23 protein-coding genes are annotated in these 22,961 nt (G+C 45.3%); 10 read left to right on the forward strand and 13 right to left on the reverse strand.

What is annotated here, in order from left to right; translation table 11 throughout:
- Positions 1 to 109 precede the first annotated feature (109 nt).
- Positions 110 to 505, forward strand: coding sequence for a DUF3598 family protein (locus tag QZ918_RS21910; protein WP_293338327.1), 396 nt, complete (start codon positions 110 to 112; stop codon positions 503 to 505).
- Between the two features lie 118 nt (positions 506 to 623).
- Here the strand turns inward: QZ918_RS21910 and QZ918_RS21915 are convergent, their stop codons facing one another.
- Both QZ918_RS21915 and QZ918_RS21920 read right to left on the reverse strand, forming a co-directional pair.
- Complete coding sequence (locus QZ918_RS21915) at positions 624 to 1,304, reverse strand: GIY-YIG nuclease family protein (protein ID WP_293338329.1); 681 nt, start codon at positions 1,302 to 1,304, stop codon at positions 624 to 626.
- A 170-nt stretch (positions 1,305 to 1,474) separates the two neighbouring features.
- Entirely contained in the window at positions 1,475 to 2,338 is an 864-nt protein-coding gene (locus QZ918_RS21920; RefSeq protein ID WP_293338331.1) for an aldo/keto reductase, read from the reverse strand.
- A 199-nt stretch (positions 2,339 to 2,537) separates the two neighbouring features.
- Between QZ918_RS21920 and QZ918_RS21925 the strand changes: the two genes are divergently transcribed.
- Positions 2,538 to 2,756: a hypothetical protein gene (locus QZ918_RS21925; RefSeq protein WP_293338333.1), complete on the forward strand. Its 219-nt coding sequence runs from the start codon at positions 2,538 to 2,540 to the stop codon at positions 2,754 to 2,756.
- A gap of 1 nt (position 2,757) precedes the next feature.
- Here the strand turns inward: QZ918_RS21925 and QZ918_RS21930 are convergent, their stop codons facing one another.
- On the reverse strand, positions 2,758 to 3,552 hold the full coding sequence (locus tag QZ918_RS21930; protein ID WP_527250423.1) for an ABC transporter permease: 795 nt from the start codon (positions 3,550 to 3,552) through the stop codon (positions 2,758 to 2,760).
- Positions 3,553 to 4,017: 465 nt separating this feature from the next.
- Here QZ918_RS21930 and QZ918_RS21935 point away from each other — a divergent pair, with 465 nt between their 5' ends.
- Both QZ918_RS21935 and QZ918_RS21940 read left to right on the forward strand, forming a co-directional pair.
- Complete coding sequence (locus tag QZ918_RS21935) at positions 4,018 to 5,091, forward strand: radical SAM protein (protein ID WP_293142702.1); 1,074 nt, start codon at positions 4,018 to 4,020, stop codon at positions 5,089 to 5,091.
- Between the two features lie 337 nt (positions 5,092 to 5,428).
- Positions 5,429 to 5,788 carry a hypothetical protein gene (locus QZ918_RS21940; protein WP_293338335.1) on the forward strand — a complete coding sequence of 120 codons (360 nt, stop codon included), beginning with the start codon at positions 5,429 to 5,431 and terminating at the stop codon, positions 5,786 to 5,788.
- A 128-nt stretch (positions 5,789 to 5,916) separates the two neighbouring features.
- Here QZ918_RS21940 and ndk read toward each other — a convergent pair whose 3' ends face one another.
- Positions 5,917 to 6,366 (reverse strand): nucleoside-diphosphate kinase, encoded by a 450-nt coding sequence (gene ndk, locus QZ918_RS21945; protein WP_293142696.1) that lies wholly within the window; start codon positions 6,364 to 6,366, stop codon positions 5,917 to 5,919.
- Positions 6,367 to 6,872: 506 nt separating this feature from the next.
- On the opposite strand from ndk, the gene QZ918_RS21950 reads away from it, so the two are divergent.
- A complete protein-coding gene (locus QZ918_RS21950) occupies positions 6,873 to 7,628 on the forward strand; it encodes a hypothetical protein (RefSeq protein ID WP_293338337.1) in 756 nt (251 codons plus the stop codon).
- Between the two features lie 204 nt (positions 7,629 to 7,832).
- Here the strand turns inward: QZ918_RS21950 and proB are convergent, their stop codons facing one another.
- The 8 genes from proB to QZ918_RS21990 form a co-directional block, all read right to left on the reverse strand.
- Entirely contained in the window at positions 7,833 to 8,942 is a 1,110-nt protein-coding gene (proB, locus tag QZ918_RS21955) for a glutamate 5-kinase (protein ID WP_293338339.1), read from the reverse strand.
- A gap of 215 nt (positions 8,943 to 9,157) precedes the next feature.
- Positions 9,158 to 9,679 (reverse strand): YqeG family HAD IIIA-type phosphatase, encoded by a 522-nt coding sequence (locus tag QZ918_RS21960; RefSeq protein WP_293338341.1) that lies wholly within the window; start codon positions 9,677 to 9,679, stop codon positions 9,158 to 9,160.
- 369 nt (positions 9,680 to 10,048) lie between these two features.
- On the reverse strand, positions 10,049 to 11,173 hold the full coding sequence (gene mltG, locus QZ918_RS21965; RefSeq protein ID WP_293338343.1) for an endolytic transglycosylase MltG: 1,125 nt from the start codon (positions 11,171 to 11,173) through the stop codon (positions 10,049 to 10,051).
- A 359-nt stretch (positions 11,174 to 11,532) separates the two neighbouring features.
- Positions 11,533 to 12,108 (reverse strand): DUF3727 domain-containing protein, encoded by a 576-nt coding sequence (locus QZ918_RS21970; protein ID WP_293142684.1) that lies wholly within the window; start codon positions 12,106 to 12,108, stop codon positions 11,533 to 11,535.
- Between the two features lie 29 nt (positions 12,109 to 12,137).
- A complete protein-coding gene (locus tag QZ918_RS21975; RefSeq protein ID WP_293338345.1) occupies positions 12,138 to 12,380 on the reverse strand; it encodes a hypothetical protein in 243 nt (80 codons plus the stop codon).
- Between the two features lie 36 nt (positions 12,381 to 12,416).
- On the reverse strand, positions 12,417 to 12,878 hold the full coding sequence (ruvX, locus tag QZ918_RS21980; RefSeq protein WP_293338347.1) for a Holliday junction resolvase RuvX: 462 nt from the start codon (positions 12,876 to 12,878) through the stop codon (positions 12,417 to 12,419).
- Positions 12,879 to 13,061: 183 nt separating this feature from the next.
- The gene (locus QZ918_RS21985; RefSeq protein WP_293338349.1) at positions 13,062 to 14,381 is read right to left on the reverse strand and encodes a GNAT family N-acetyltransferase; all 1,320 of its coding nucleotides are present in this window, start codon (positions 14,379 to 14,381) and stop codon (positions 13,062 to 13,064) included.
- Between the two features lie 388 nt (positions 14,382 to 14,769).
- A complete protein-coding gene (locus tag QZ918_RS21990) occupies positions 14,770 to 15,957 on the reverse strand; it encodes a F420-0:Gamma-glutamyl ligase (protein WP_293338351.1) in 1,188 nt (395 codons plus the stop codon).
- 259 nt (positions 15,958 to 16,216) lie between these two features.
- On the opposite strand from QZ918_RS21990, the gene QZ918_RS21995 reads away from it, so the two are divergent.
- The 5 genes from QZ918_RS21995 (at position 16,217) to QZ918_RS22015 (ending at position 22,012) form a co-directional block, all read left to right on the forward strand.
- On the forward strand, positions 16,217 to 16,549 hold the full coding sequence (locus QZ918_RS21995) for a DUF433 domain-containing protein (RefSeq protein WP_293142666.1): 333 nt from the start codon (positions 16,217 to 16,219) through the stop codon (positions 16,547 to 16,549).
- Positions 16,546 to 16,899, forward strand: coding sequence for a DUF5615 family PIN-like protein (locus QZ918_RS22000; RefSeq protein ID WP_293338353.1), 354 nt, complete (start codon positions 16,546 to 16,548; stop codon positions 16,897 to 16,899). The genes QZ918_RS21995 and QZ918_RS22000 overlap by 4 nt, the downstream gene beginning before the upstream one ends.
- Positions 16,900 to 17,021: 122 nt before the next feature.
- A complete protein-coding gene (locus QZ918_RS22005; RefSeq protein WP_293142660.1) occupies positions 17,022 to 17,468 on the forward strand; it encodes an SH3 domain-containing protein in 447 nt (148 codons plus the stop codon).
- Positions 17,469 to 17,935: 467 nt separating this feature from the next.
- A complete protein-coding gene (locus tag QZ918_RS22010) occupies positions 17,936 to 20,728 on the forward strand; it encodes a hybrid sensor histidine kinase/response regulator (RefSeq protein WP_293338355.1) in 2,793 nt (930 codons plus the stop codon).
- A 12-nt stretch (positions 20,729 to 20,740) separates the two neighbouring features.
- Entirely contained in the window at positions 20,741 to 22,012 is a 1,272-nt protein-coding gene (locus QZ918_RS22015; RefSeq protein WP_293142655.1) for a hybrid sensor histidine kinase/response regulator, read from the forward strand.
- Between the two features lie 106 nt (positions 22,013 to 22,118).
- Here QZ918_RS22015 and QZ918_RS22020 read toward each other — a convergent pair whose 3' ends face one another.
- Positions 22,119 to 22,868: an SIMPL domain-containing protein gene (locus QZ918_RS22020; RefSeq protein ID WP_293338357.1), complete on the reverse strand. Its 750-nt coding sequence runs from the start codon at positions 22,866 to 22,868 to the stop codon at positions 22,119 to 22,121.
- Positions 22,869 to 22,961 lie beyond the last annotated feature (93 nt).

The following is a 22,961-nucleotide window of genomic DNA, read 5'->3' on the forward strand; positions in this document are numbered from 1 at the left end:
GATGGTGATTTTAGGTTTGAGTTTCATACAGGTAAACCCTAATTAAATATTTTGTAGTTACTCAACAATTCTTCTCCAATATACCATATTCTGTTAATATAAAGTTTAGATGCGTTCGCCCTGGGAGGGCGAGGCCGTGACAATGTATCCAGACTGGCGTTCACCCGATCGCTATTCTACCAAACTGCAATTGGATTTGCAAAATGGCGATCGCATAGTACAGAAAATCACTTTTGGCAGCAATGGTAACGTTATCAGTTCTAGCGGCAGCATAGACGGTTCTGTGATTAATTTTAACGAAGGTGCAACACCCGTGCAAGTTTTGCTGCTTCCCGATGGAGGTTCTTGCACTTTTCCTGTGAAAATTGAATCCAGAAAACCTATATTTTTTGAGGCCGGTTGGTTGGTAGAACCTGACTTGCGATTTCGGATGATTCGCAGTTACAATGACAAGGGTGAATGGGTAAGTTTGACTTTAGTTACTGAACGCAAAATTAGTCATTAGTCAACTCGTACCACTAAACTACGTTTGTAGTGAGGACTTTAGTCCGCATCTTTAATCAGAGGACTAAAGTCCTCACTACAAACCTTTTTGATTATTTTATTGTGAACAAAAGCGAAGGTTATTCGCCGACCTTTGTTTCCTGCGTTTGCGATTGAATCACCGCACTCCAATCATCATCATTATTAACCACAGCTTCCAGATGCTTGTGTCCTTCCCCATCACTTTTAGCTGCTGTTTCCAACTCTTTGCTAAGAGTAGAATCTGCCATTGCTTTCCGCAATTTTAGCTTCTTTTCCTCATAAGCTTGTTGCTCCGCAGCCGACATTGCCGATCGCGCTGCTTGACCCACCGTACTCGCCCACATCTCGCTCTGTGCGCCATTTCCAGGCGGAATACTGCCGAGTTCTGCTATCCAAGCATCCCGCAAACTTTCCATTTCTTCCCGTTTTGGGAATTTAAAAGTTTGCACCCGCACAAAAGCACAATTTTCCGCGCCGTTTTGGGCAATGTGACCGTTGATTGAAAGCAGAATGTTTCGCGAATAACCTACATATTGAGTGTTGCCAGAACAGTCCGTAACAGCGTAAACACCGGCAACTTTCGCATTACTTGCTAGAGCGCGCCAAGTATCCATCGACATTACTTGCGTACCGTCATTTTCTAATTCAGAAATAGCAGTAGATGCGCTGTGTTCTGAGTCTGAACTGTATAAAAAGTTGTGCAGTCCTTCATGGGCGACAGGTACATTTTGATGTTCAATTGCTACGTCTCGATCGGCATTCACTTGATTGGCTTCCATAAAACTCAATTTCTCACAAAGGGGTAATTTTACTAATGAAATCTGTCGTATTATAAGCTACTCTGCATTCAAATTGTATATCAAGAAATCATCAAAATATTGTGGGGCGATGCTCAGAGCATCACCCCAAATATGCAACTTAAATGCGTAACAGCTTATCAGTGGAGTTTCTAACTTGCTGCAATTTGTAGCAATTCATCGTCAGTCAATTTAACTTCGATCGCCTTTACAGAGTCCTCAATGCTCGATAATTTTGTGGCGCCGGGAATCGGAACGACACAGGGCGATTTTGCCATCAACCAAGCTAATACTATACAGTAAACTGAAACGTTTTTTTCGGCAGCTAATTTGGCGATCGCAGGCATATCTTGCAAGCTAGTGGCCCGACGGCTTCCCCCCAAAGGACTCCAGGGGAAAAATGTCAGTTTTTCGGCTTCGCAATATTCCAGTACGCCGTCGGATTCCGGCTGTCTGTGCCACGGATTGTACTGATTCTGCACCGAGACAATTTCTACTGTATCGCGGGCGCGTTTGATCTGCTCTACAGAAAAGTTGGAAACTCCGATAAATCGAACCATTCCTGCTTCTACTGCTTCTTTTGCGGGTGCTAGGGCTGCTTCGATTGTATAGGCTGGATCGGGCGAGTGGTACTGCCAAAGGTCGATCGGCTTTTGAGCTCCCAAAGCCTCAAAACTTTCGCGAATTGCCTGCCGTAAATGGTGGGGATTACCGTTGCGCGTCCAGGCACCTTGAGGGCGCATCAAGCCACCTTTCGTTGCCACAGTAACGGCCCGAATATCTCCCGTATACTCTTGCAAAGCTTTGGCAATCAAATGCTCGTTGTGGTGTTTGTCAGATTCATCTTGGCAATAAGAATCTGCGGTGTCAATCAGAGTAACGCCCAAATCGAGGGCACGGTGAATTACCGCAATTGCTTGCGCTTCTGGCGGTCGGCCGCTTAACGACATCGGCATACCACCCAGACCGATCGCACTGATATTAAAATTACTGTTGCCCAGTTTTTTTCTTTTCATTCGTTGGCCCTCGTTTGTGTGGTTGATTGAGAGTTTAGATTTTAAGGATATGTAGAAATTTTACTGTTTTTTTTAGAATATAACTAGATAGGGAAAAAAAATATTTATCCGTCGGCTGTACTGCATTCAAAATGTAGATTTTCATGTATAATTCCCGACTGGTCAAACCTTCTCTCGTTTTTTACCAAAAATAATTGGTTTGAAGCCGAAACCGCGATCGGAAGAAATCAAAAAAAGACGATTCATTACTCAAATCCTTTTCCTTCTTTCTCAAATGCTGTCAGCCGTCAACTGTCAGCCGTCAACTGTCAACTGTCAACCGTCAACTGTCAACTGTCAACTGTCAACCGTCAACTGTCAACTGTCAACTATCAACTGTCAACTGTCAACTGTCAACTGTCAACTGTCAACTGAATGAATTAACTCGAAGCACTGGTGTAAAAGCGGAGTGCAAATTGCCAGAAGTACCGGGAGAAAAATAAAAGCCCGATCGCCAAAAATCCTGCCCCTGCGATCCAAACAATTTCACCTCTGCCCAGCATGGCTTCTGCCGGCACAGTCGTCAAGAAGGCAACAGGAACTACAAAGGTAAAGAAAAATCGATAAGCTGCGGGATAAGCTGCCATCGGAAATCTACCCGCTTCTAACAATCCTCTCAGGACTTCGGTAACATTGTAAATCTTGACAAACCAAATGCTGGTTGCACCTAACATAAACCAGATACTGTAAAGAGTAATTGTTCCGAATAACAGCGGTATTGCTGTTAAAAAATAGTTACCTATTCCTACTCCCAATTTATTCGCAGCATACAGCAGCAATACAGTGCCGAAGATTAAATCCGGGATTCCCCAAGGAGAAACAGTGTTTGCAGATAGCCAGAATTGCGAACTGATGGGTTTGAGGAGGACAAAATCGAGAGTACCTTGCTGGACTCGATCGACAATACGGCTGAGGTTGGGCGCCAGAAAAGTTGACGAAAACCCCTGCAAAACCGTAAAAATGCCGAGTACAACTAAAGCTTCTTCCCACGAATAGCCAGAAAAGCTGTAGCCAGTACGGTAAAACAGCGACAGGCCAAACCAACTACCAGCAAGGTTTCCGAGGCTGCTGAGGGTTGCGAGGACAAAGTTGATCCGGTATTCGAGCTCCGCTGCGATCGCTGCACCCCAGAACAATTTCAGTACGTGCAAATATCGTCCCATGTTTATCGCCATTTTTTGCCGTTGAAATACTTAAATTCCTTCATATTTTAAAGGTTGTGTGAAGTTAAATGCTTTATGGCCCACACACTTCATTATAACTTTAAGTTATTGGTACTGCATACTTAAGTAATTTCACTGAGAATAATTATTAAGTTATTTAACAAATCTTCAGTAAAATTTACAATTTATTAATTTAAGTCAATTTCAGGCTGATACTTTCTGCCACTTATTAAGCAGAATTCATCTTTAAACACAAATAATCACTTGATACATTTGAAATACTGATATGTTACAATACTTCATATTATAAATTTTTTAAAATCATCTACCTATATCCAAAAGAGACGATTAGGATGGTGCATACGTATTCAAAAGTACGTAATCAAAAGAAATAGGTAACGAGGAATACGTAACCATACTTACCAAGCTCGATTCCATAATATTGACTTAAGTAACAACACCTAAGGTAACAAAAACATGGATGCTTTAACTTTATCCAGACTGGGCGTCAAACACACCAAGAGTGCAGTAGCCGAATCGCTGCGGATTAATACAGGGGTAGACATGACAACCCCAGTTACTTTTTACGGGATTGTCAACGAGCACTGCAACGTGAAATGCCGTCAATGCGAGTATTGGCGGCTTAAAGAATATAAAGACGAAATGACCATCGAAGATTGGCAAAATGCCCTGTTGAGTGTCAAAGAATTTATCGGCGAATTTTCCATCAACTTTAGCGGTGGCGAACCTTATATTAAGAAAGGTTTTCTAGACTTGCTGACATTTGCCAACAAAAATGGCATCCACGCCGGTGTCACCACAAACGGCTACTGCATGACTCGGGAAAATGCAGCGAAAACTGTAGCGGCGCGTCCTTTTAATGTGAATATGTCCGTTGACGGGCCGAACGCAGAATTGCACGATTATTTGCGCGGTCAACCCGGATTGTTTGACAGACTTTCCAAAGGAATCGGTTATCTGCGGGAAGAACAAGAAAAACAAAACGTCCTGTTTCCAATCAACGTCAAACCAACTATCAATCGGCTCAACTTCCGCCACCTAGAGGAAATTGTAACGTGGGCGAAAGGAATTGGAGCCACGACGGTGAACTTCCAACCAGTCAACCGCTGGACACCAGAAACCTATTCGGAATTGTGGGTAGAAGAAGAAGACAGGGAAGAATTTTCACAGGTAATTGAGCGCTTAATAGATATGAAGAAAAACGGCGCACCAATTATGAACAGCGATGAAGTATTGCGTTTGATGGTTCCTCACTTCCAGGAACAAAAAGCTCCTGATTCGACTCGGCCTTGTCGTGTTGGACTCCGCAATTACTGGATTGATACGCGCGGCGATGTAAAATTGTGCGATGAATATCCGGTGATTGGGAATGTGAAAGAAGCCAGTGCTCGCGAGATTTGGTACGGCGAAAAAGCTCAGGAAGTCCGCCGCGATACTTTGAATTGTGGCAAGTTGTGTCTGATTACTTGTGTGTCGCAAAAGACGATTTTTGACAAGGTGAAAATGGGCATGAAGTTATTGAAGAATTGAGGTTTGAGAGTGTTAAAATTGCTGGTGTTCATGGTAGCCGGGTTTTGGTAAAAAACCCGGTTTTTTGTTTGATTAATTGTATTGAGGTTTGTAGTAAGGACTTTAGTCCTCAATTTTTTAAAGAGTTATAGTTGTAGTGTGTGTGACCGCGAAAAATCCTGATACATACCAGGGACTATGAATTGTCACGCACCCTTTTCTACCATTTTTACATAGTTTTCTGAGATTGGGTAAGTTTAATTCTCTCGCTGCGTGGCGAGAAACCGGGTTTCTGCGACAATTTTCGGTGGAGTACGAGAAATAAGGGAATCAACCCGGTTTCTGGGATTTGGATGCGTTGAATTCTCTCGTTGGGTGGCGAGAAACCGGGTTTCTGCGACAATTTTCGGTGAAGTACGAGAGCTCGGGGAATCAACCCGGTTTCTGGGATTTGGATGCGTTGAATTCTCTCGTTGGGTGGCGAGAAACCGGGTTTCTGCGACAATTTTCGGTGAAGTACGAGAGCTCGGGGAAGAAACCCGGTTTCTGGGATTTGGATGCGTTTAATTCTCTGGCTGGGTGGCGAGAAACCGGGTTTCTGCGACAATTTTCGGTGAAGTACGAGAGCTCGGGGAAGAAACCCGGTTTCTGGGATTTAGGTAGTTTAATTCTCTGGCTGGGTGGCGAGAAACCGGGTTTCTGCGACAATTTTCGGTGAAATACGAGAGCTCGGGGAAGAAACCCGGTTTCTGGGATTTGGGTGGTCAAAAAGAATTATATAAATGCGACTTGATTATTATTAAAAACAAGAATATCTCCCGATTAACAATCGGGAGAACATCAAAACTACTCCACAGTCCAAGGACTCAAACAAGGAGTCCAAGCACTTAATTCTTCAGGTTTAAACCAGAGACTAATTTCCTGATTTGCAGTTTCCACAGCATCAGAACCGTGAATAATATTGCGACCAACATTCACAGCCAAATCGCCGCGAATTGTTCCCGGTTCAGAATTCAGAGGATTTGTCGCGCCAATCATTTTTCTCGCCGACGCCACAACGCCGTCCCCTTCCCACACCATCGCCACCATCGGCCCGGAAGTGATGAAGTCTACCAGTCCCGCAAAAAACGGTCTTTCTTTGTGCACAGCGTAATGCTGTTCGGCTAGTTCGCGACTCGCCGTGATTAGCTTCATCCCAACTAGGGTAAAGCCTTTGGCTTCAAAACGACCGATAATTTCGCCGACGAGTCCGCGCTGTACGCCGTCGGGCTTAATCGCTAAAAAAGTCCGTTCCAAGATTAACTCCTATTGTTTTCTTAACCGATCCAAAAGACAGAGTAGCTCACAATGCACCTAAAGGCAATTCTGGGAAGAGCAAATTGTTATTTGTAGACTTACAGGACTCACGCATTAATTAGGTATTTCTGTCACGGCCAGCTACCCCTTGCGATCGCAAAATCTGTGTGTTTATCGCAGGATCTATTTTTCATCGGTTCTGCTTAAGTTCTGACTTAGATCGTGTCCGTCTAAATACTTACCTGGGCTACGGTTATCACAGCAGAGAAAAGTAGTCTCAGACCCCTGCGATTGCTTCACTTCAATGCCTTAGGTTCGCAATCAGAGCTTGTAATTTCACCTGATATGATGCAAATCACATTGTTTGGTGACGGAAAACACGCTGAATATACGATCAAAAATACAAAAATGTATGATCGCAAACACAATTACTTAGACTCACAAACATAGATAATTAATGAAGGGATCGAGATTATCTTGATAACAGGCACTTCGAGGAAAAAGCTATGAAAGAGATTATGGCATTCATTGCACAAAAAAAAGATGAGTTTGCAAAATTGCCGTTATTTGAATTTCTAGCTAATAAACACATTCACCCGAATCAACGACTAATTTTTGCACCTGTACTGGATCCTTTGGCTATGGGCTTGAGTGATTTAAACAAGTACGTTCTCCGAGACTCTTCCAGCAATAACAAGGTTCAGGAACTGATCAACAAATATACTTACAAAGAAAACTACTACTGGTACGGGTATCTGCAACATCTAGAGACATTGGGTTTCAACAAATTAATGAGTTACGGCGACTTCAGGCTGCTTTGGGGTGAAGAAACTAAAAAAACTCGATCGCTCTGTTCCGTCCTCGAACGCTATGCTTGGAAAGCCTCTCCCATTCAGAAACTGGTGTTAGCCGAAGCCTTGGAAGGAACCGCCACAGTTTTTTGTGAGGCGGCGCTAGCAGTGATCGTGGAATTAGAGAAAATCAATAAAAAAGAATATGTTTATTTGGGAGAAAGTTATGTTGGTTTGGAAAATCATCAAATTTTAAATACACCGGAGATGTTGCAAGTTTTAGCAGAGATAAAACTTTCTGATGCGGAACGCCAAGCAGCTTTAGAGTTAGCACAAAATGTATTTGAACTATTTACTGAAGCGATGCACGAGCTATTTGGACACAGCACAACAAATTCTTGCAAAACTGTGCTACAAGTATCCTCGATTTCTGCGTTCGATCGCACTCTTGACTGTTTAGACGTTTGTTAAGAAGACCGTTGAAACCGCGTCTATACAAGCACTCACCCCACGAGAGAAGACGCTCGCGAATGGAATTCGCACGCCAAACAAACAAAACCCGATCTCAGAGGGGTTGAAGAGCCGGCAGTTAAAATTATGTTACCTTCTTCAGTCCGCGGAGGCGGACATCGTTTGTGTAGATGCGAATTCCATTCGTAAGTCTTATTTTGATAATTAAACAATCACTAAGTTATCTCGGTGTACTGCGGTTTCTACGCCTGCATAGCCTAAAATTTCAGCAATTTTATCTGATTTGCAGCCTTTGATTTGTCTCAACTCTAAGCTGCTATAATTCACAAGTCCCCTGGCAATTTGTTTGCCTTCTCCGTCGCACAATTGCACGGAATCATCAGCTTGAAATTCTCCTTCTACTCGAGCAATTCCCGCAGCTAACAGCGATTTTCCACCGTGGGAAATTGCCTTGACAGCACCCGGATCTAAATACAGTTTTCCGGCTGGAATTAAGACGTTGGCTATCCAGTGTTTTCTAGCGTTGACTGGGCGCGGTTGCGGCTCGAATTGAGTGCCGATCGCCTCGCCGTTCAATATTTTCTCAATATTACCAGGAAAGCAGCCGTTGGTGATGACTGTGCGTACTCCTGATGCTGTGGCGATTCTGGCGGCTTCAATTTTTGTCACCATTCCGCCGGTTCCCCAACCGCTGCGGGAATCTCCTGTTTGTACGTCCAATTCTGTGAGTTGTGCCATACTTTCTACTAGGGCGATCGGCTGTGCGTCGGGATTGCTGCGCGGATCTGCTGAATACAGTCGATCGACATCCGTGAGCACAAACAACCAATCTGCTTCAACCAAACTCGCTACTAGCGCCGAAAGCGTGTCGTTATCCCCAAATTTGAGCTCGTCTACTGCTACTGTATCGTTCTCATTGACGATCGGAATTACGCCCAATTTGAGCAGTTGCTGAAACGTATTGCAGGCATTAACATACCCGTTACGGTGTACTAAATCGCCTCTGGTGAGCAATACTTGGGCGATCGGCTGTTGTAGAGTAGTGAACAAGTCATCGTACACGCGCATCAGCCGCCCTTGTCCGACGGCGGCCACAGCCTGTTTCAGAGCGATATTTCGCGGGCGTTCCGTCAAGCCCAAGCGCGCGCAGCCCACTCCCACCGCACCGGAAGAAACCAACACTACTCGATGGCCTTGTTGCTGCAAACCGGCCAAAATCTCGACTAATGTAGCAATCGTTGAGAGAGCTAAGTTCCCGGTAGTCGATCGAGTAAGTGTCGAAGTTCCTATTTTAACAACAATAGTTTGGGTCATCGGTTATTAGTTATTAGTTATTAGTTATTACTTATTAGTTATATTATCTGCGATCGCAGGCCCGCAATCAAATTAATTAATTTGTAGTGAAGAATGCAAGTCTGCATAGTGAGCATCCCCGACCATTGTATAATTGCCGAGCGGGGACAGCACTAATTTCAACTGTCAACTGTCAACTGTCAACTGTCAACTGTCAACTGTCAACTGTCAACTGACTAATTTCTGCTATCAAGAGAAGCACCCAAAGCTTGAGACACCCAAACTTCAAAAGAACGCACCGGATACTTGCGAAGCGCATAGCCAGCATCAACCATTGGCTCAACTAAAATAGTAAACATACCCAAACGATTTCCCGCCAAAACATCAGTAAAAAGTCGATCGCCCACCATCGCCACCTGTTCCACCGGCAAATTCATCGCCGTCACCGCTTTTCGCAACTTGCGGCGCGACGGCTTAGCCGCACCAGTGATGTAAGGTAGATTCAAAGACTCAGCAATTCGACCGATCCGAGTCTGACTTAAATTATTGCTCGCCAACCACAGCGATACTATGGGTTTAATTTCTGCCACCCACAGGCTGAGTTCCTCAGAAGCATTCATTGCTGTAATGGGAACGAGGGTTTCATCCACATCCAACACTAATCCTTTAATATGATATTTCTCAAGAATATCAGCCGTTAAATTTACGATCGAATTGCCTAGAACTAAGTCTGGCTGTAGTAGTTTTCCCCAAGTCATAATGATTTTAGATTTTAGATTTTAGATTTTAGATTGAGAAATAAGAAGCGGGAAGTTAAACATTCAAAAAGTCAAAAGTCAAAAGTCAATAATTATGGCTTTTGCTTTGTAATATCGTTTTCGTTTGCATCCGAATCAGCATTTTCGGAGTGTAGTGTTCTCCCGCTTGCTCATGAGAAGCCTCAAACGCTCGGTATAATTCCGATGTGCCCGAATCCGATCTAACTTTTGACTTTTTACTGATGTATAGCCTTTCTTACAAAGATGAGGTATGACTAACAGCTTGTATAACCAGTTAGAACTAAGAGGGCCCAAGCCCAACAACGTACCTCATCTTTCGCTAGATCCGCTGTATTAGTCGTTGCTCATCTATTGACCCGATCGCACTTTCTGGTCAACTTGAGCCACAGCAGCATCGTGTTCCGCCTGAGTGCGGCTGAAAATGTGAGTGCCGTCGTATCGAGCCATAAAATACAGGTATTCTGTATTTTCAGGAGCCAGAGTTGCTTCGAGACTTGCGATTCCCGGAGCTGCAATAGGAGTTGGCGGCAGCCCTACATTCATATAGGTATTGTAGGGAGAAGGCGTTTCTACCTGCTTAAAAGTCAGAGGTTTCTCCTTCGTTTGTCTGATGCCGAGGGCGTATTCCACCGTCGGATCGGAACCCAATTTCATGCCCTTATTCAAGCGGCTGGTAAATACCCCAGAAATGCGATGGCGCTCGGAAGCAACCACAGCTTCTTTTTCCACAATACTCGCCAGCGTCACCCACTCTTTCAAAGAAAGCTTAGTATTGTTCTGATTTTTTTGAAAGACCGGCAAAGCCAGCCGCTCGAAACGGCCTAGCATTTGTTTGATCACAGCTTCCGGGCTGACTGCATCGCCGTCTAGCTGATAAGTATCCGGGTACAAAAACCCTTCCAAATGAGGCAAGCCACTGGGCAGCCAAGGGTAATCAGCGTAGGGAACTTGACTCGCCGCCGCCATAAAATCCTTAGCGGGAAAAAAACCTTGGGCTTCAAAATAAGTGCTCATTTGTTGCAATGACCACCCTTCGGGAATCGTGAAACTCTGCTGTACGACTTCACCCTTCCAAATTTTTTCAGCAACCGCACTCAGAGGCTGAGTCGGTGATAGTTGGTAAGTTCCGGCTTTAAAATCTCCGTCGCGGTTTTGCATAGTCAGCCAGCGGGCCCACATATTCCATGCTGCTGACGATCGAATTAAGCCCGCCGCTTCTAAATCTTGCCCAATTTTTTGACTGGAAGTACCGGGGGGGATTTGAATGGAAACAGCAGGATCCTTTCCTGGGGTAGTTGACTCGGCGGCTGTTTTAGGAGGGGCAGAAGCCCAGCTCCACCAAGCCCAGCCCTGCCAAGCGCAAACTCCCCAAATTGCAGGCAGTAACGCCAGATAAAACAACCATTTAGAGACTTTCGGGGATTTTTTTTTGCCCTCGCGCGCGCTGCCTTTGGTCAGTTGTTCTTTACTCATAATTCCGTTGTCCTCGATAAGCGGCGATTAAGTAGCGACTAATGACTGATGACTTGCGATTGATGACCGAAAAGTTACGGATACCAGCCCTTGAAAATATGCCATTCACGCTGCCCAATTCTATAGCCCGAGCTGACAGGAAGGCGCAATCGGGAAAAAAGTTCTATCGACCGAGCAGTTGACTTTTGTCTAAAATAGTCAAATATTCTGCTTTTTGCCATCATGCCTTCTGCAATTAGAGATTGCAGGTCGATCGAGCATACGTCATCAACCCGAAGCGGGCGGGCACTCTTGACACCGCCCCTACTCTAAACCAGTTTCTTTGCACTTAACAAGTCCTGCACCACTGCACTTAATATCTAATCAAGCTCGTCAAAAAACTGATCTTCTAGCATCGGCAACATCGGTTCCAGCCTTTGGAACTCTTCTTCCGAGAGCAATTCAGGCTTGCCGTCATCATTCATTCGAGCCAAGATAAAAAACGGGTCGAGAGGTGTATAAATGGCATATTCCTGTTCTTCGTGATAGAAGCTGGTCAACCACATTAGTTCCTCGAACTCTGACTCCTCATCGGGATCGGCATTAGGTTCCAAATCCTCGTCAGGAAATTCCGGCAATTCACCAACTACAGTCAGTGTCACCGCCGTGCGCCGGAGTGTCAAGTTCTGCTCTTGCAGGACAACTTTAGCAGTCTCAAAAATTGTGTCTATTTCGGTCTCGTCTTCTACAGGAATTGCTGCTTCGTCGGTATCGTCTCCGTGCCAAGTAAAAATTTCTACAGGAGAGTCGATCGGCAACAGCAAGGCGTATTCTTGACCTTCTAGGTTCATCGAATATTCTATGTTGCAAGTTAGCGATCGCCCAAATTCATCCGTCAGGGTGACGGACGTTTCGTGGGAATTACCATTCTCTTTGCGGTATGGGGATGAGGACATCGCGTGTATCTTAATTTTCCGTCAATAATTCAGTAATCTTTGCTTGACAATTGGGGATTTTCGTGGCGATATTGGGCCTCTTCGGGCGATCGCCAGTCCACAAACTTAAACCGCGAGACTCGCGACATTTTCCACAGGCGAGGATTGCAGCGTTTAAATCTCAGCCGAGTCCAGAGCGACACTGAGGGCAAATCACAATTATGTGCTGCTTCAGTACCGAGGTTCTGGGGATTTTTCTCCCATGTGTCAACGCTTACAGGTGTGCGTAGCAAACTTGCACAACTAGGATATCACGCCTCTGTTACCACCTAATCGGGATTGGGAATTGCGCCGATCTTTTGCCTCCGCTCGTCCAGCCACTGCTGCAAAATCAGGGCCGCTGCTTTGCGATCGATCAAACCCTTATTTCGCGAAGGGGACATCCCTTGGGCTTGAATCAGTTCCTCTGCACCCACAGAAGTGAGGCGCTCGTCGGCGTATTCTAGGGGGAGTTCTAAGGCGGCGGCGATGCGAGTGGCGTATTTCTGGACTTTTCGGGCTTGAGCGCCCACTTCTCCGTTGAGGGAGTAGGGCAGGCCAGCCACCAAAATTTGCACTCTTCGCTCGGACACGAGTTCTCTGAGATAAGCTACATCTCGATCGAAGGACGATCGTACCAGAGTAGTAATCCCCGTAGCGATTAAACCAGTGCCGTCACATCCGGCGATGCCGACTCGTTTGCTGCCGATATCTAATCCTAGGGCGGAAATCCATAATTTTTGGTTGGACATTAATCTATTTGACTTTAAGGTTCGTAGTGAGGACTTTAGTCCGCATAAATAAGAGGACTAAAGTCTCACTACAAAATGTTAATTTAAGGTTTGTAGTGAGGACTTTAGTCCGCATAAAATAAGAGGACTAAAGTCCTCACTACAAACCTTTTATTGAGCGGACATCGTATCAGGAATTAAGTCCTATTCTTGGGCGTCTCCGTCTAGAGGCAATTCCGGCAAATTCAGAGGCAAAATGCTGCTAGCATCTGTTGCTCCAGATTCGGGATTCTGGCTGTTCAAAGGGTTCACTCGATCGGCTTGATTTTTTCCGGAGTCCAACAAAAAGGGCTTAATCTCAGACGACGCGGGCCCGGTTGTGGCTTCTCCAGCCATCGGGCCGAGCCAAGACATCCGACCCGGTACGGGTTTGCGAGTTGGCTGAAAGCTTTGCAGCATTTCTGATAGCTGGAGTCCTTCGAGGGAGACTAACTTGGACTCGCGCAATTTGTGCCACACCGATCGCGACATCAGCAAGCTGTGTTCCAAACGCACGGCTCCAAATTGCTCTAAATAAGCTTCCCTTTCCGGCTGATAGTCGGCGGAAGCCAGTTGCAGGCTTTGGACTGGAAAATCTTGAACCAGGCGCGCCATTTGGGATAGCAGTTCGGGGTACAGCCAAGTGTAGGCCGGGTGCACTGTTAGCTGCGCCACGTGGGGCTGTTGGCCGTTGCGGGATAGCTGTATCTGAAAATAGCCGATCGCGGCTTTGCGCTGCGGTTCAAATACGTAGGCGCTGACTACTTCTGTTTTGCTCAGCCATTGTTTGACACCTTCAAATAAGGCGCCGAAAAAACTGGTTTTGAAGTCTTGAATGTGCCGATCGAATACTTGACGTACTAACGGCGGCATAGATGCGGTATCGAGTTGATACAGGAATTGAGCGTCGGCGTTGCTTACGGGCAGCAGGTTGGGCAAATCTGGCGTCGCGGAGGCCATTTCTTGGAGGCGTTCCGGGGCGATCGACCAATAAGTCATCTGGGCCAAGGGCTGAAACCCGTTCTGCCGGTACAAAGCCAGGGAAGTTTTATCGCCGACATTCACCTCTAGCAGCCAGGTGCGTGCCTCCCACACAGCCTCGAAGCAGTACCGCATCAGCATCGAACCAATGCCTTTGCTGCGGGCTTCTGGGTCTACCCCGACGCGATCGATCCGCCAAGTGCTGCGGGTGCGGTTGAAAGGAGAAATCTGAATTACGCCCTTAACTGTCCCCTCTTCTTCGGCAACATGGGCTCGAAACAGCGACTGACCAGGGTTGGGAAACAAGCTAAACAGCTTTAGCAGTCCGTACCAGCGACGAATCTGCTGAAACTTTTTGCCTAGTACCAAGTCGCAGCTTGCGCCCTTGCGTTTTTCTGGTTGTTCGGCTGTTTCCGCGCACAATTGTTCCATCGCTTCGATGTCGCGGTACTGAAACGGGCGAATCACAACCTGGTTTTGGTTTTGGGAGGGAAATGAAGTCATATAGAAATTCTCAAGTAAGGTATAAATTGGTTATTCGTTATTCGTTATTCGTTATTCGTTATTCGTTATTCGTTATTCGTTATTCGTTATTCGTTATTGGTTATTCGTTATTGGTTATTCGTTATTGGTTATTCGTTATTCGTTATTGATCTTGACAACCTTTGGCAATTATTTATTGGTAATTGGTTGGCGAGTCTCTAATAAAAGCTGATAACCGTAACAACACGAAAGTGGTGAATAGAAATTGAAAAATCAAACATTCTTAAGAAAGGGGAAGAGTCAGGGAAGTTTTGGGTTTTAAACTTATAACTTTTAATTCTTCACCTTTCTCGATCGATCTAAAATTAAAAATTTCAAATCATTAGTTTGATTTTTTAATTTTCAGTCTTCAACTCAAGATTTTGCTCGGCAGAGGTCGAATTAACACAACCGGTGTTCGTTCGTCAGCATTCCCGGCGGGGTTGCTGCGTAAGGCTTGCTCTAAAAATGCGATCGATAAATCGGAGGTCGCTGCTAATATCTTAACTGCTTTCAAGTCATTAGCGTCTACGATCGCCGCCGCAAGTCCGGTTTCTCGTTGAATTTCTTCTACAACTTGCTGCGGATTGTCCGGGCCGAGGACAATAAATTGGTCGAAGGGAGGCAAAGTCCCGGTAACGTCGTCAATTAGTCTGGCTTGTTCCCCTGCTAGTTGGTAAAAGACTCCCGGTTTACCGAATATTTTAGCTATAGAGCCGATCGCAAATGCGGCCACTACACGCCAAGGCCCAACTACATCAACTAATGTCTGCATTCCGCAAGCCGTGGCCAAACTCGACATCGGCAAGAAAAACAAGCAGACTCGCTTAGCTACCCATCCGGGTTTGACTTCGCTGGGATGGCGGTAGCGTCCCTGCATTAAGGCTAGGGGAGTTTCGGCGAGGGCGACAATATCGCCTTTGTTGGCGCGCGGTAACACGTAACGCTTGACAATTTCGACGGGATTGTCGAGTTCGGCGAGGATGTGGGTGCGAATTGGGAAGACTTCTGCAACGCCGACATTGCGGGCTGTGGGTACGGTGTCGGAGTTGGGAAATTGCAGCGGGACTACTACATTGCGGACTCTGGGGATGCGCCCGCTTGGGCCGTAGGTGATGAAATGTATTTGCACCCAAGCTGACTGCAATTTGTTTAAATCTTGCCCTTGAATGTCTACGGAAACTTTAATTTTCGTGGTTTTTTTGGCTTTAACAATATAGCCGAACCAGTAATCGTCTGCTCTTGCTTCTGCGTCTTCGTGGCAAGGAATGACTTTTGTCTGGGAAGTCACGCCGTCTAAACTTCCGTCTGACAGCAGTTTCACCTGAGCCCGCACATCTGGCAACATAATCTCGAACCGCTGTGTCAGATTGCGGAATTCCATTTCGCCAACCAACAGATAGCGGTTGGGTTCGTTTATAGCTAAGTGCCATTCTCCGGCTGTAAGTTCTAGTTTATTTGCACTCCCAGTCCGGCGATAGTTCAACTCTAGGCCCAATCCGCCCAATGCCAGCAGCGAACCGGCTGCTGCGATTCCTGTTGCTAAAGTCTCAATCACTTAAATCACCGCCAATAATATTTTGTGTTTACTGTAGTCGATCTCGGGCACTTCGAGATCCGATCCGGCAGTAATTGGATTGGCAGGCTTAGTTGGCGGCGATTCCTGCGTCTGTGGCGGGCTGTGGGGATGGGATGCGCGATTCCCTACGTGATAGCTTTGCTCGCGCGTACTTTGGGATGCAGCTCCCGGGCGCTCGCCAATCTAACTATCTCATCTAATTCGTTTAAAATCTAGATAAAAAGCAGCGATGATCCCTATGACACTAGCCATCAGTCCAACAAAGCAGTATATCGAACAACGCAACGGAGGGTATTGGATTCAAGGAACTCGCATTTCCTTCGATTCAGTCGTTTATTCCTTCTTGAATGGAGAAGCACCCGAAAGCATTGCCCAAAATTTTCCACTTCTTTCGCTAGAACAGGTTTATGGTGCGATCGCCTTTTATCTTGCCAACCGAGAAATCGTTGATGCGTACTTAGAAGAAGGTGAAGCAGAATTTAAGGAATTGCAACAGTCTTTGAGACAAAAAAGTCCACTTCTGTACCAACAATTGATAACTGCTCAAAATCGGAAAAAAGGCGCATTATGATGAAAGTTCGATTTCAGGCAGATGCCGATCTAAAGCAAGCAATTGTAGCTGGCACCATCCGCAGAGAAGCAGATATAGATTTTAAGTCAGCCAACGCAGCAGGATTTGAAGGCAAGAAAGACGAGGAAGTTTTGGCAATTACAGCGCGAGATGGCAGAGTTATTGTAACGCACGATCGCCAGACTATGCCGATCGAGTTTGGTGAGTTCATACTGTCGCAAAACAGTTCAGGAGTTCTGATTATTTCTCAAAATCTCCCAATTAGCGATGCTATTGATGCACTCATCTTAGTCTGGGAAGCTTCTAACGCCGAGGAGTGGGTCAATCAGATAATGTCTATTCCATTATGAGGAACGCTCGTTTGTGGCAGTGAGGTACCGGATTGGATATGCGTGCGATCGCGATTGGGATGCAGCTCCCGGGCGATCGCACTTGAGCTAAAATGTAGAATATCAAATTACCTCGCCTCGCGATGCCAGTTCAAGATATCTACCACGATGCACTCAAGCAAGCTCTGATTGTCGCTCATCTTCAACTCATGAAACCTGTAAAAATTTGCGTTTTCGTATTTGTAGAAATCGCCACTCTCACTATATTTGCTCCACAATTTACTCAAAGTGTCAGCGCTCAATCTATCACAGACAAAAGCTGCGTTGCCGATATTGTAGGTGAAGATATTGGCTCACAAGTTAATATCAGATCGGGTGCGGGAAGCATTTTTAGCGTTGTAGGCACTGTATCGGTAGGAAATCTAGTCATTGTCGCTAATGATGACCAAAATAAAAGTGCTGTCGTATCTCCACTCAGTCGCAAAGATAGTGAAGGAAATGTCTGGTATTTGACGACAAGATTGAGAGCAAGTGAGTACAAAGGTTGGATCAAAGCAGACTTTTTGAAACTCAGATGTCCTAATCCCTAGGTGTGGCGCTCAAAAAGAGGAGGCACTCTGCACGGACTTTCTCTTTTATTTTACTTTAAATATACGATCGCCCAAACAACTCTCGATCGCACTTATCCGATTCTATGTACTTAAGTATTTACCACCAAATTTCAAGTATCAATTCGGCACAAATCCTACGAGAATTTCCTGATATTTATTTACCAGGACAGCGCGAACAACACCTCAAAAACGCGCTTACCTCATCAACCCGGTTTCTCCGAGGAACTTAGAGAAACTTCTAGAAGTGCTGCTGTGCGGGCGAGGTATTAAATTCATTGGGAAAAATATTAGCTTAAACCATTTTTGGGTTAATATCGATACATAACCACAAATTAGGTGATACTCAAATAAAGGCGATCGCCCGATCGATGTCTATAAAAAAACAGCTCACCTAAGTGTAGTCGAGCAAAAAGAATATCCGCCTCGCTGCAATAGCGAATTGTCATATGCCATCATCCCAGGCTTCAATCTTTAACAAACTCATAGGTAGCGCGCCGCTGCGAGCTGTTTTGATTGTCCCCTTCGTGTTACAAATCATGGGGGCGGTCGGTATTGTTGGCTACTTATCTTTTCGCAACGGACAGAAAGCAGTCAACGATTTGGCGTCTCAACTGCGGACAGAAGTCAGCAGTCGCATTGACCAGCACTTAGACGGTCAACTCGACACAGCACGCCACCTTGCTCAGGTGAATGGTGATGCTTTTGACGTGGGATTGCTAGATCCCAAAGATTTAGATAATATGGCTCGTTTCTTCTGGAAACAAATGCAATTGTTTCATGTCGGCTACATCAGCTTTGGTGCTCCCGGAGGCGAGTATGCGGGTGCTGGATATCAAACAGATCAAAATATTATTTCTGGCATCAGCAATCCAAAGCAACGTGGCAATCGAGATCATTACTTTTACAATACAGATAGTCAGGGCAATCCCACTAAGCTTGCTGAGATATTTAAAAATTTTGAGTTCGAGAAAGAACCGTGGTACTCAAACACGGTTAAAGCTGGAAAACAGACATGGGTTTTATATCAGTGGACAACCACGCCTTATCCTCTGTCTGTTTCTGCAAACAGACCGATTTATGACAAGAACAATCAACTAATTGGTGTCATCGTCATCGACCAGCGTCTTTCGGAAATTAGCGATTTTTTGCGTAAATTGAAAGTCAGTAAATCGGGCAAAACGTTTATTTTGGAACGCAGCGGGCTAATTGTTGCGAGTTCCAGCACCGAGCAACCTTTTAAATTGATTGATGGCAAGCCTAAACGGTTAAATGCATCAGAAAGTAGCGATGTGCTGATCCGATCGACATCTCAATATTTAGTTAAGCATTTTGGCGATCTCAACAATATTAAAGATAATCAACAGCTTGATTTCTTGCTGAATAAAGAACACCAGTTTGTCCAAGTTTTACCCTGGAAAGATGAGTGGGGATTGGATTGGTTGGTAGTTGTGGCGGTTCCTGAATCGGATTTCATGGGGCAAATTAATGCTAATACTCGCACCACGATTCTATTCTGTATCGGCGCTTTAATTGTGGCGACGATTGTTGGTTTTTATACTTCCCGCCTGATTGCTGAGCCGATCGCACTATTGAGCAAAGCATCACAGGATTTCGCCTCCGGGAAATTCGATCGCACTGTGGAAGTCTCCGGTAAGAATGAACTCGGCGTGCTTTCGGAATCCTTCAACGATATGGCGCAGCAACTGCGCGACTCTTTTACAACCCTGGAAAATACCAACGCGGAACTCGAAAAGCGGGTCGAAGAACGCACTGTAGAACTCAAACAAGCAAAAGAAATGGCAGACGGTGCTAACCGCGCTAAAAGCGAATTTTTGGCTAACATGAGCCACGAATTGCGAACTCCCCTCAACGGCATTTTAGGCTACGCACAAATTCTCCAGCGCAGCGAACCCATGACGCAAAAAGGACGCGGCGGCGTTGATATCATTTATCAGTGCGGTTCGCACCTGCTAACGCTGATTAATGATGTCTTGGATTTGTCGAAAATTGAAGCCCGGAAACTCGAATTGCATCCCACAGCTTTTCACCTACCTTCATTCATCCAAGGTGTTGCCGAAATCTGCATGATTCGCGCTCAGGAAAAGGCAATTACCTTTGATTTGCAGATTGATTCGCAACTCCCGACGGGTGTTTGCGGTGATGAGAAACGTTTGCGCCAAGTGCTGCTAAATTTGCTGGGAAATGCGATTAAGTTTACGGAAAAAGGTGGAGTTGTTTTTCAGGTTGATGTGATTAAAGATGCTGAGTTTTCCGATTCAATTTCTCCGTTAGATGGAATTGAAAAAATATACAAAATTAGCTTTCGAGTTGAAGATACAGGTCCGGGAATGACCGCAGTACAAGTTCAGAAAATATTCTTGCCTTTTGAGCAAGTAGGTGATGTGAAAAAACAATCAGAAGGCACTGGATTGGGACTTGCGATCAGTCAAAAGATTGTGGGTTTGATGCAGAGTGAAATTGCGATCGACAGTCGTGCAGGAGTTGGCAGTATTTTTTCCTTTGAAGTGTCACTCCCCGAGGCGCAAAATTGGGCCCAGAGTTCGAGAATTGTCGAACAGGGCGCTGTTTTGGGTTACGAAGGCGACAAACGCAAAATTTTGGTGGTGGATGACAGGTGGGAAAATCGGGCTGTGTTGGTGAACTTGCTGGAACCGATCGGCTTTAAAATGATTGAAGCGGCTGATGGTAAGGAAGGACTCGATATCGCTTTAGCCACCGCACCGGATTTAATCCTCACCGATTTAGCCATGCCGGTGATGGACGGATTCGGGTTTTTGCGCGAAATCCGCACTCATCCTCAACTGCGAGATGCGATCGTGCTAGTGTCGTCTGCAAGCGTGTTTGAGATCGATCGCCAAAAGAGCCTGGATGCAGGCGGAAATGATTTTTTGCCAAAACCAGTACAAGCAGATGTATTGCTAGGCTTACTTCAAAAATATTTGCAATTGGACTGGGTATATGACGACACAGTAACTGCGCGTAAAAAAGCGCAAAATGCGATGCCAAATGAAATGCAGATTCCGGCGATCGAGATTTTACAGTTATTAGATGAACAAGCTCAATCTGGCGATTTAGATGCGGTAATCGAGATTGCCGAGGAAATCCAAACAGCGAATCCAGAACACGCGATTTTTTCCCAAAAAATACTCGTTTTGGCAGAAGGTTTTCAAGTCAAAGAGCTGCGGGCATTGATTCAAGAACATTTATCAAAAGTTTAAGGGGGAAAAATCATGATTGAGTCTGATAAAAAATTTATTTTCATAGTAGATGACAGTTCCACCAATTTGTCTGTGCTGTCGCAAGCCTTAAAAACAGCAGGCTACAAAGTGCGGGTAGCCGTGGATGGAGAATCGGCGCTCGCTATGCTAGAAAAATGTGCGGTCAATTCGGCAAAAAACCCTTTTCCCGAACTAATTTTGCTAGATGTGCAAATGCCGGGAATCGACGGCTTTGAAACCTGTCGCCGAATTAAAGAGAACCAGCTAACAAAGGCAATTCCAGTCATTTTTATGACTGCTTTAGCAGATGCCGAAAGTAAGATGAAAGGATTGTCATTAGGTGCGGTGGATTACATCACAAAACCTTTTGAACAAGACGAAGTAATTGCGAGAGTTAACATTCACTGGCGGCTCAAAGAGTTGACCGACAATCTGGAACAGCAAGTTACAGAACGCACCTGCGCTTTACAAAAAGCCCAAGTCAAGGTAGTGCAGCAAGAAAAACTGTCCGCCCTGGGACAACTCGTGGCAGGAGTCGCCCATGAAATTAACAACCCGCTGAGTTTTATGGTCAGCAACATTGCGCCTGCCAAGGAATATCTTACTGAGATTACAGAACTTCTTAGCCTTTATCAAAAATATTATCCTGAACCTCCATCAGATATCGCTAGCAAGATTGAAGACATAGATTTGGAGTTTGTGATCGAGGATTTTTCTCACTTGTTGAATTCCATGGAAGTAGGCACTGAGCGCATTAAAGATATTTCGCTGTCGCTGCGAAACTTTGCTCGTTCGGATGGAGATAGTGTGAGCGCGATTGATCTGCACCAAACTCTAGATAGTACGCTGTTGCTGTTAAAACACCGACTCAAGGATCAAGGATGTCGCCCCGCCATTGAAGTTATCCAAAACTACGGTAATTTGCCCCTAATTAAATGCTATCCAGGCCCGATGAACCAAGTGTTTATGAATTTGCTAGCAAATGCGATCGATGCTGTGGAAGAGGGTTGGGAAAAAGACCAGCGTCCTCTGAATATTACCATTACCACGGAAGTTTTGCGCGAAAGTGCGATCGTCCGAATTGCCGATAACGGGTTGGGAATGACGGAGGAGATTCAACAACATTTGTTTGAACCTTTGTTTACCACAAAAGCGGTGGGTAAGGGCACTGGGCTGGGATTGTCGATTGCTAAGCAGATTGTGAGCGACAAGCACGGCGGTCAATTGTTCTGCAAGTCTATCCCCGGGAAAGGTACTGAATTTGCGATCGAACTTCCTATTTAAAATTAATCTTATATTCGCTCAAATTAATATCCTAAAACTGGTTCGTAGTGAGGACTTTAGTCCGCATCAAATTCTGCGGACTAAAGTCCTCACTACGAACCCTGAATTAATAGCTAATCTGCAAAGTAACAGAAGCTTCTATTTGCTGTTCCCCTCCCACTACTGGGGTTGGAAATAATCCAAAATTAGCACTACCGCGAGCTTCAACAATGTCTCTGCGATTGATGGGAGGCGGTGCGAAAGCACCGTTGACTTGAATGCTGAGAATTTCTCCCCGCTTGAAGTTGAGCGAGTTTAAGACTGCATCTGCTTGCGATTGAGCGTCTTGAGTTGCTTTTTTGAGTGCTTGTTTTTGAGCTTGGACGATCGCACTTTCGGCGGCCACAAAACTCACACCTTGAATTCGGGTTGCTCCGACTTTCACCGCATCGTCGAGCAAAGTGCCGGCAGATTGAGTATTGATGCGAAAACTAACGGTATTCGTAGCAGTATACCCTATTAAGCGCTGTTGGTTGTTTTCGTAGCTGTAATTCGGGTTGAGGGAGATGCCGGTAGTTTCGAGTTTTTCTACTTGGCGCGATCGCAGCAATTCTACCACAGCGGACGATCGCTTTGCCGCTTCCTGCTGCACCTCGGCCGCCGTTTTTCCCTGCACCTCAACTCCCAAACTAACTTGAGTTTGAGTAGTGGGAATTGTTTCTATCCCGCGCCCAGTAACTGTTAGCGTTCTGATCCGCTGTTCTTGAGCCTGTACCGGATCTAATCTCACAAAACTCACGAGAGTTAAGGTTAAACATAACGCTGTTATCAGGTTGCGAAAATTGATTCTAGTATTGCGTTGCAAATTTGAATTCATAAACTCGATGCTCCTCACATACAACAGATGATATACTTGACCTTCGCACTGGAATTGCTAAAGATTCAGCCTGTTACGTTTTTAGCAACTAAA

This window comes from Microcoleus sp. CAWBG58, from assembly GCF_020883045.1.
GTDB lineage: Bacteria > Cyanobacteriota > Cyanobacteriia > Cyanobacteriales > Microcoleaceae > Microcoleus.

Coding starts and splice junctions, on each gene's coding strand:
- QZ918_RS21930 (WP_527250423.1), bottom strand. CDS start 3,552: ATGGCGATAAACATGGGACGATATTTGCACGTACTGAAATTGTTCTGG.
- mltG (WP_293338343.1), bottom strand. CDS start 11,173: ATGAGTAAAGAACAACTGACCAAAGGCAGCGCGCGCGAGGGCAAAAAA.
- QZ918_RS22015 (WP_293142655.1), top strand. CDS start 20,741: ATGATTGAGTCTGATAAAAAATTTATTTTCATAGTAGATGACAGTTCC.
- QZ918_RS21970 (WP_293142684.1), bottom strand. CDS start 12,108: ATGTCCTCATCCCCATACCGCAAAGAGAATGGTAATTCCCACGAAACG.
- QZ918_RS22005 (WP_293142660.1), top strand. CDS start 17,022: ATGCCAGTTCAAGATATCTACCACGATGCACTCAAGCAAGCTCTGATT.
- QZ918_RS21915 (WP_293338329.1), bottom strand. CDS start 1,304: ATGGAAGCCAATCAAGTGAATGCCGATCGAGACGTAGCAATTGAACAT.
- QZ918_RS21935 (WP_293142702.1), top strand. CDS start 4,018: ATGGATGCTTTAACTTTATCCAGACTGGGCGTCAAACACACCAAGAGT.
- proB (WP_293338339.1), bottom strand. CDS start 8,942: ATGACCCAAACTATTGTTGTTAAAATAGGAACTTCGACACTTACTCGA.
- QZ918_RS21960 (WP_293338341.1), bottom strand. CDS start 9,679: ATGACTTGGGGAAAACTACTACAGCCAGACTTAGTTCTAGGCAATTCG.
- QZ918_RS21920 (WP_293338331.1), bottom strand. CDS start 2,338: ATGAAAAGAAAAAAACTGGGCAACAGTAATTTTAATATCAGTGCGATC.
- ruvX (WP_293338347.1), bottom strand. CDS start 12,878: ATGTCCAACCAAAAATTATGGATTTCCGCCCTAGGATTAGATATCGGC.
- QZ918_RS21995 (WP_293142666.1), top strand. CDS start 16,217: ATGACACTAGCCATCAGTCCAACAAAGCAGTATATCGAACAACGCAAC.
- QZ918_RS22010 (WP_293338355.1), top strand. CDS start 17,936: ATGCCATCATCCCAGGCTTCAATCTTTAACAAACTCATAGGTAGCGCG.
- QZ918_RS21985 (WP_293338349.1), bottom strand. CDS start 14,381: ATGACTTCATTTCCCTCCCAAAACCAAAACCAGGTTGTGATTCGCCCG.
- QZ918_RS22000 (WP_293338353.1), top strand. CDS start 16,546: ATGATGAAAGTTCGATTTCAGGCAGATGCCGATCTAAAGCAAGCAATT.
- QZ918_RS22020 (WP_293338357.1), bottom strand. CDS start 22,868: ATGAATTCAAATTTGCAACGCAATACTAGAATCAATTTTCGCAACCTG.
- QZ918_RS21910 (WP_293338327.1), top strand. CDS start 110: ATGCGTTCGCCCTGGGAGGGCGAGGCCGTGACAATGTATCCAGACTGG.
- QZ918_RS21950 (WP_293338337.1), top strand. CDS start 6,873: ATGAAAGAGATTATGGCATTCATTGCACAAAAAAAAGATGAGTTTGCA.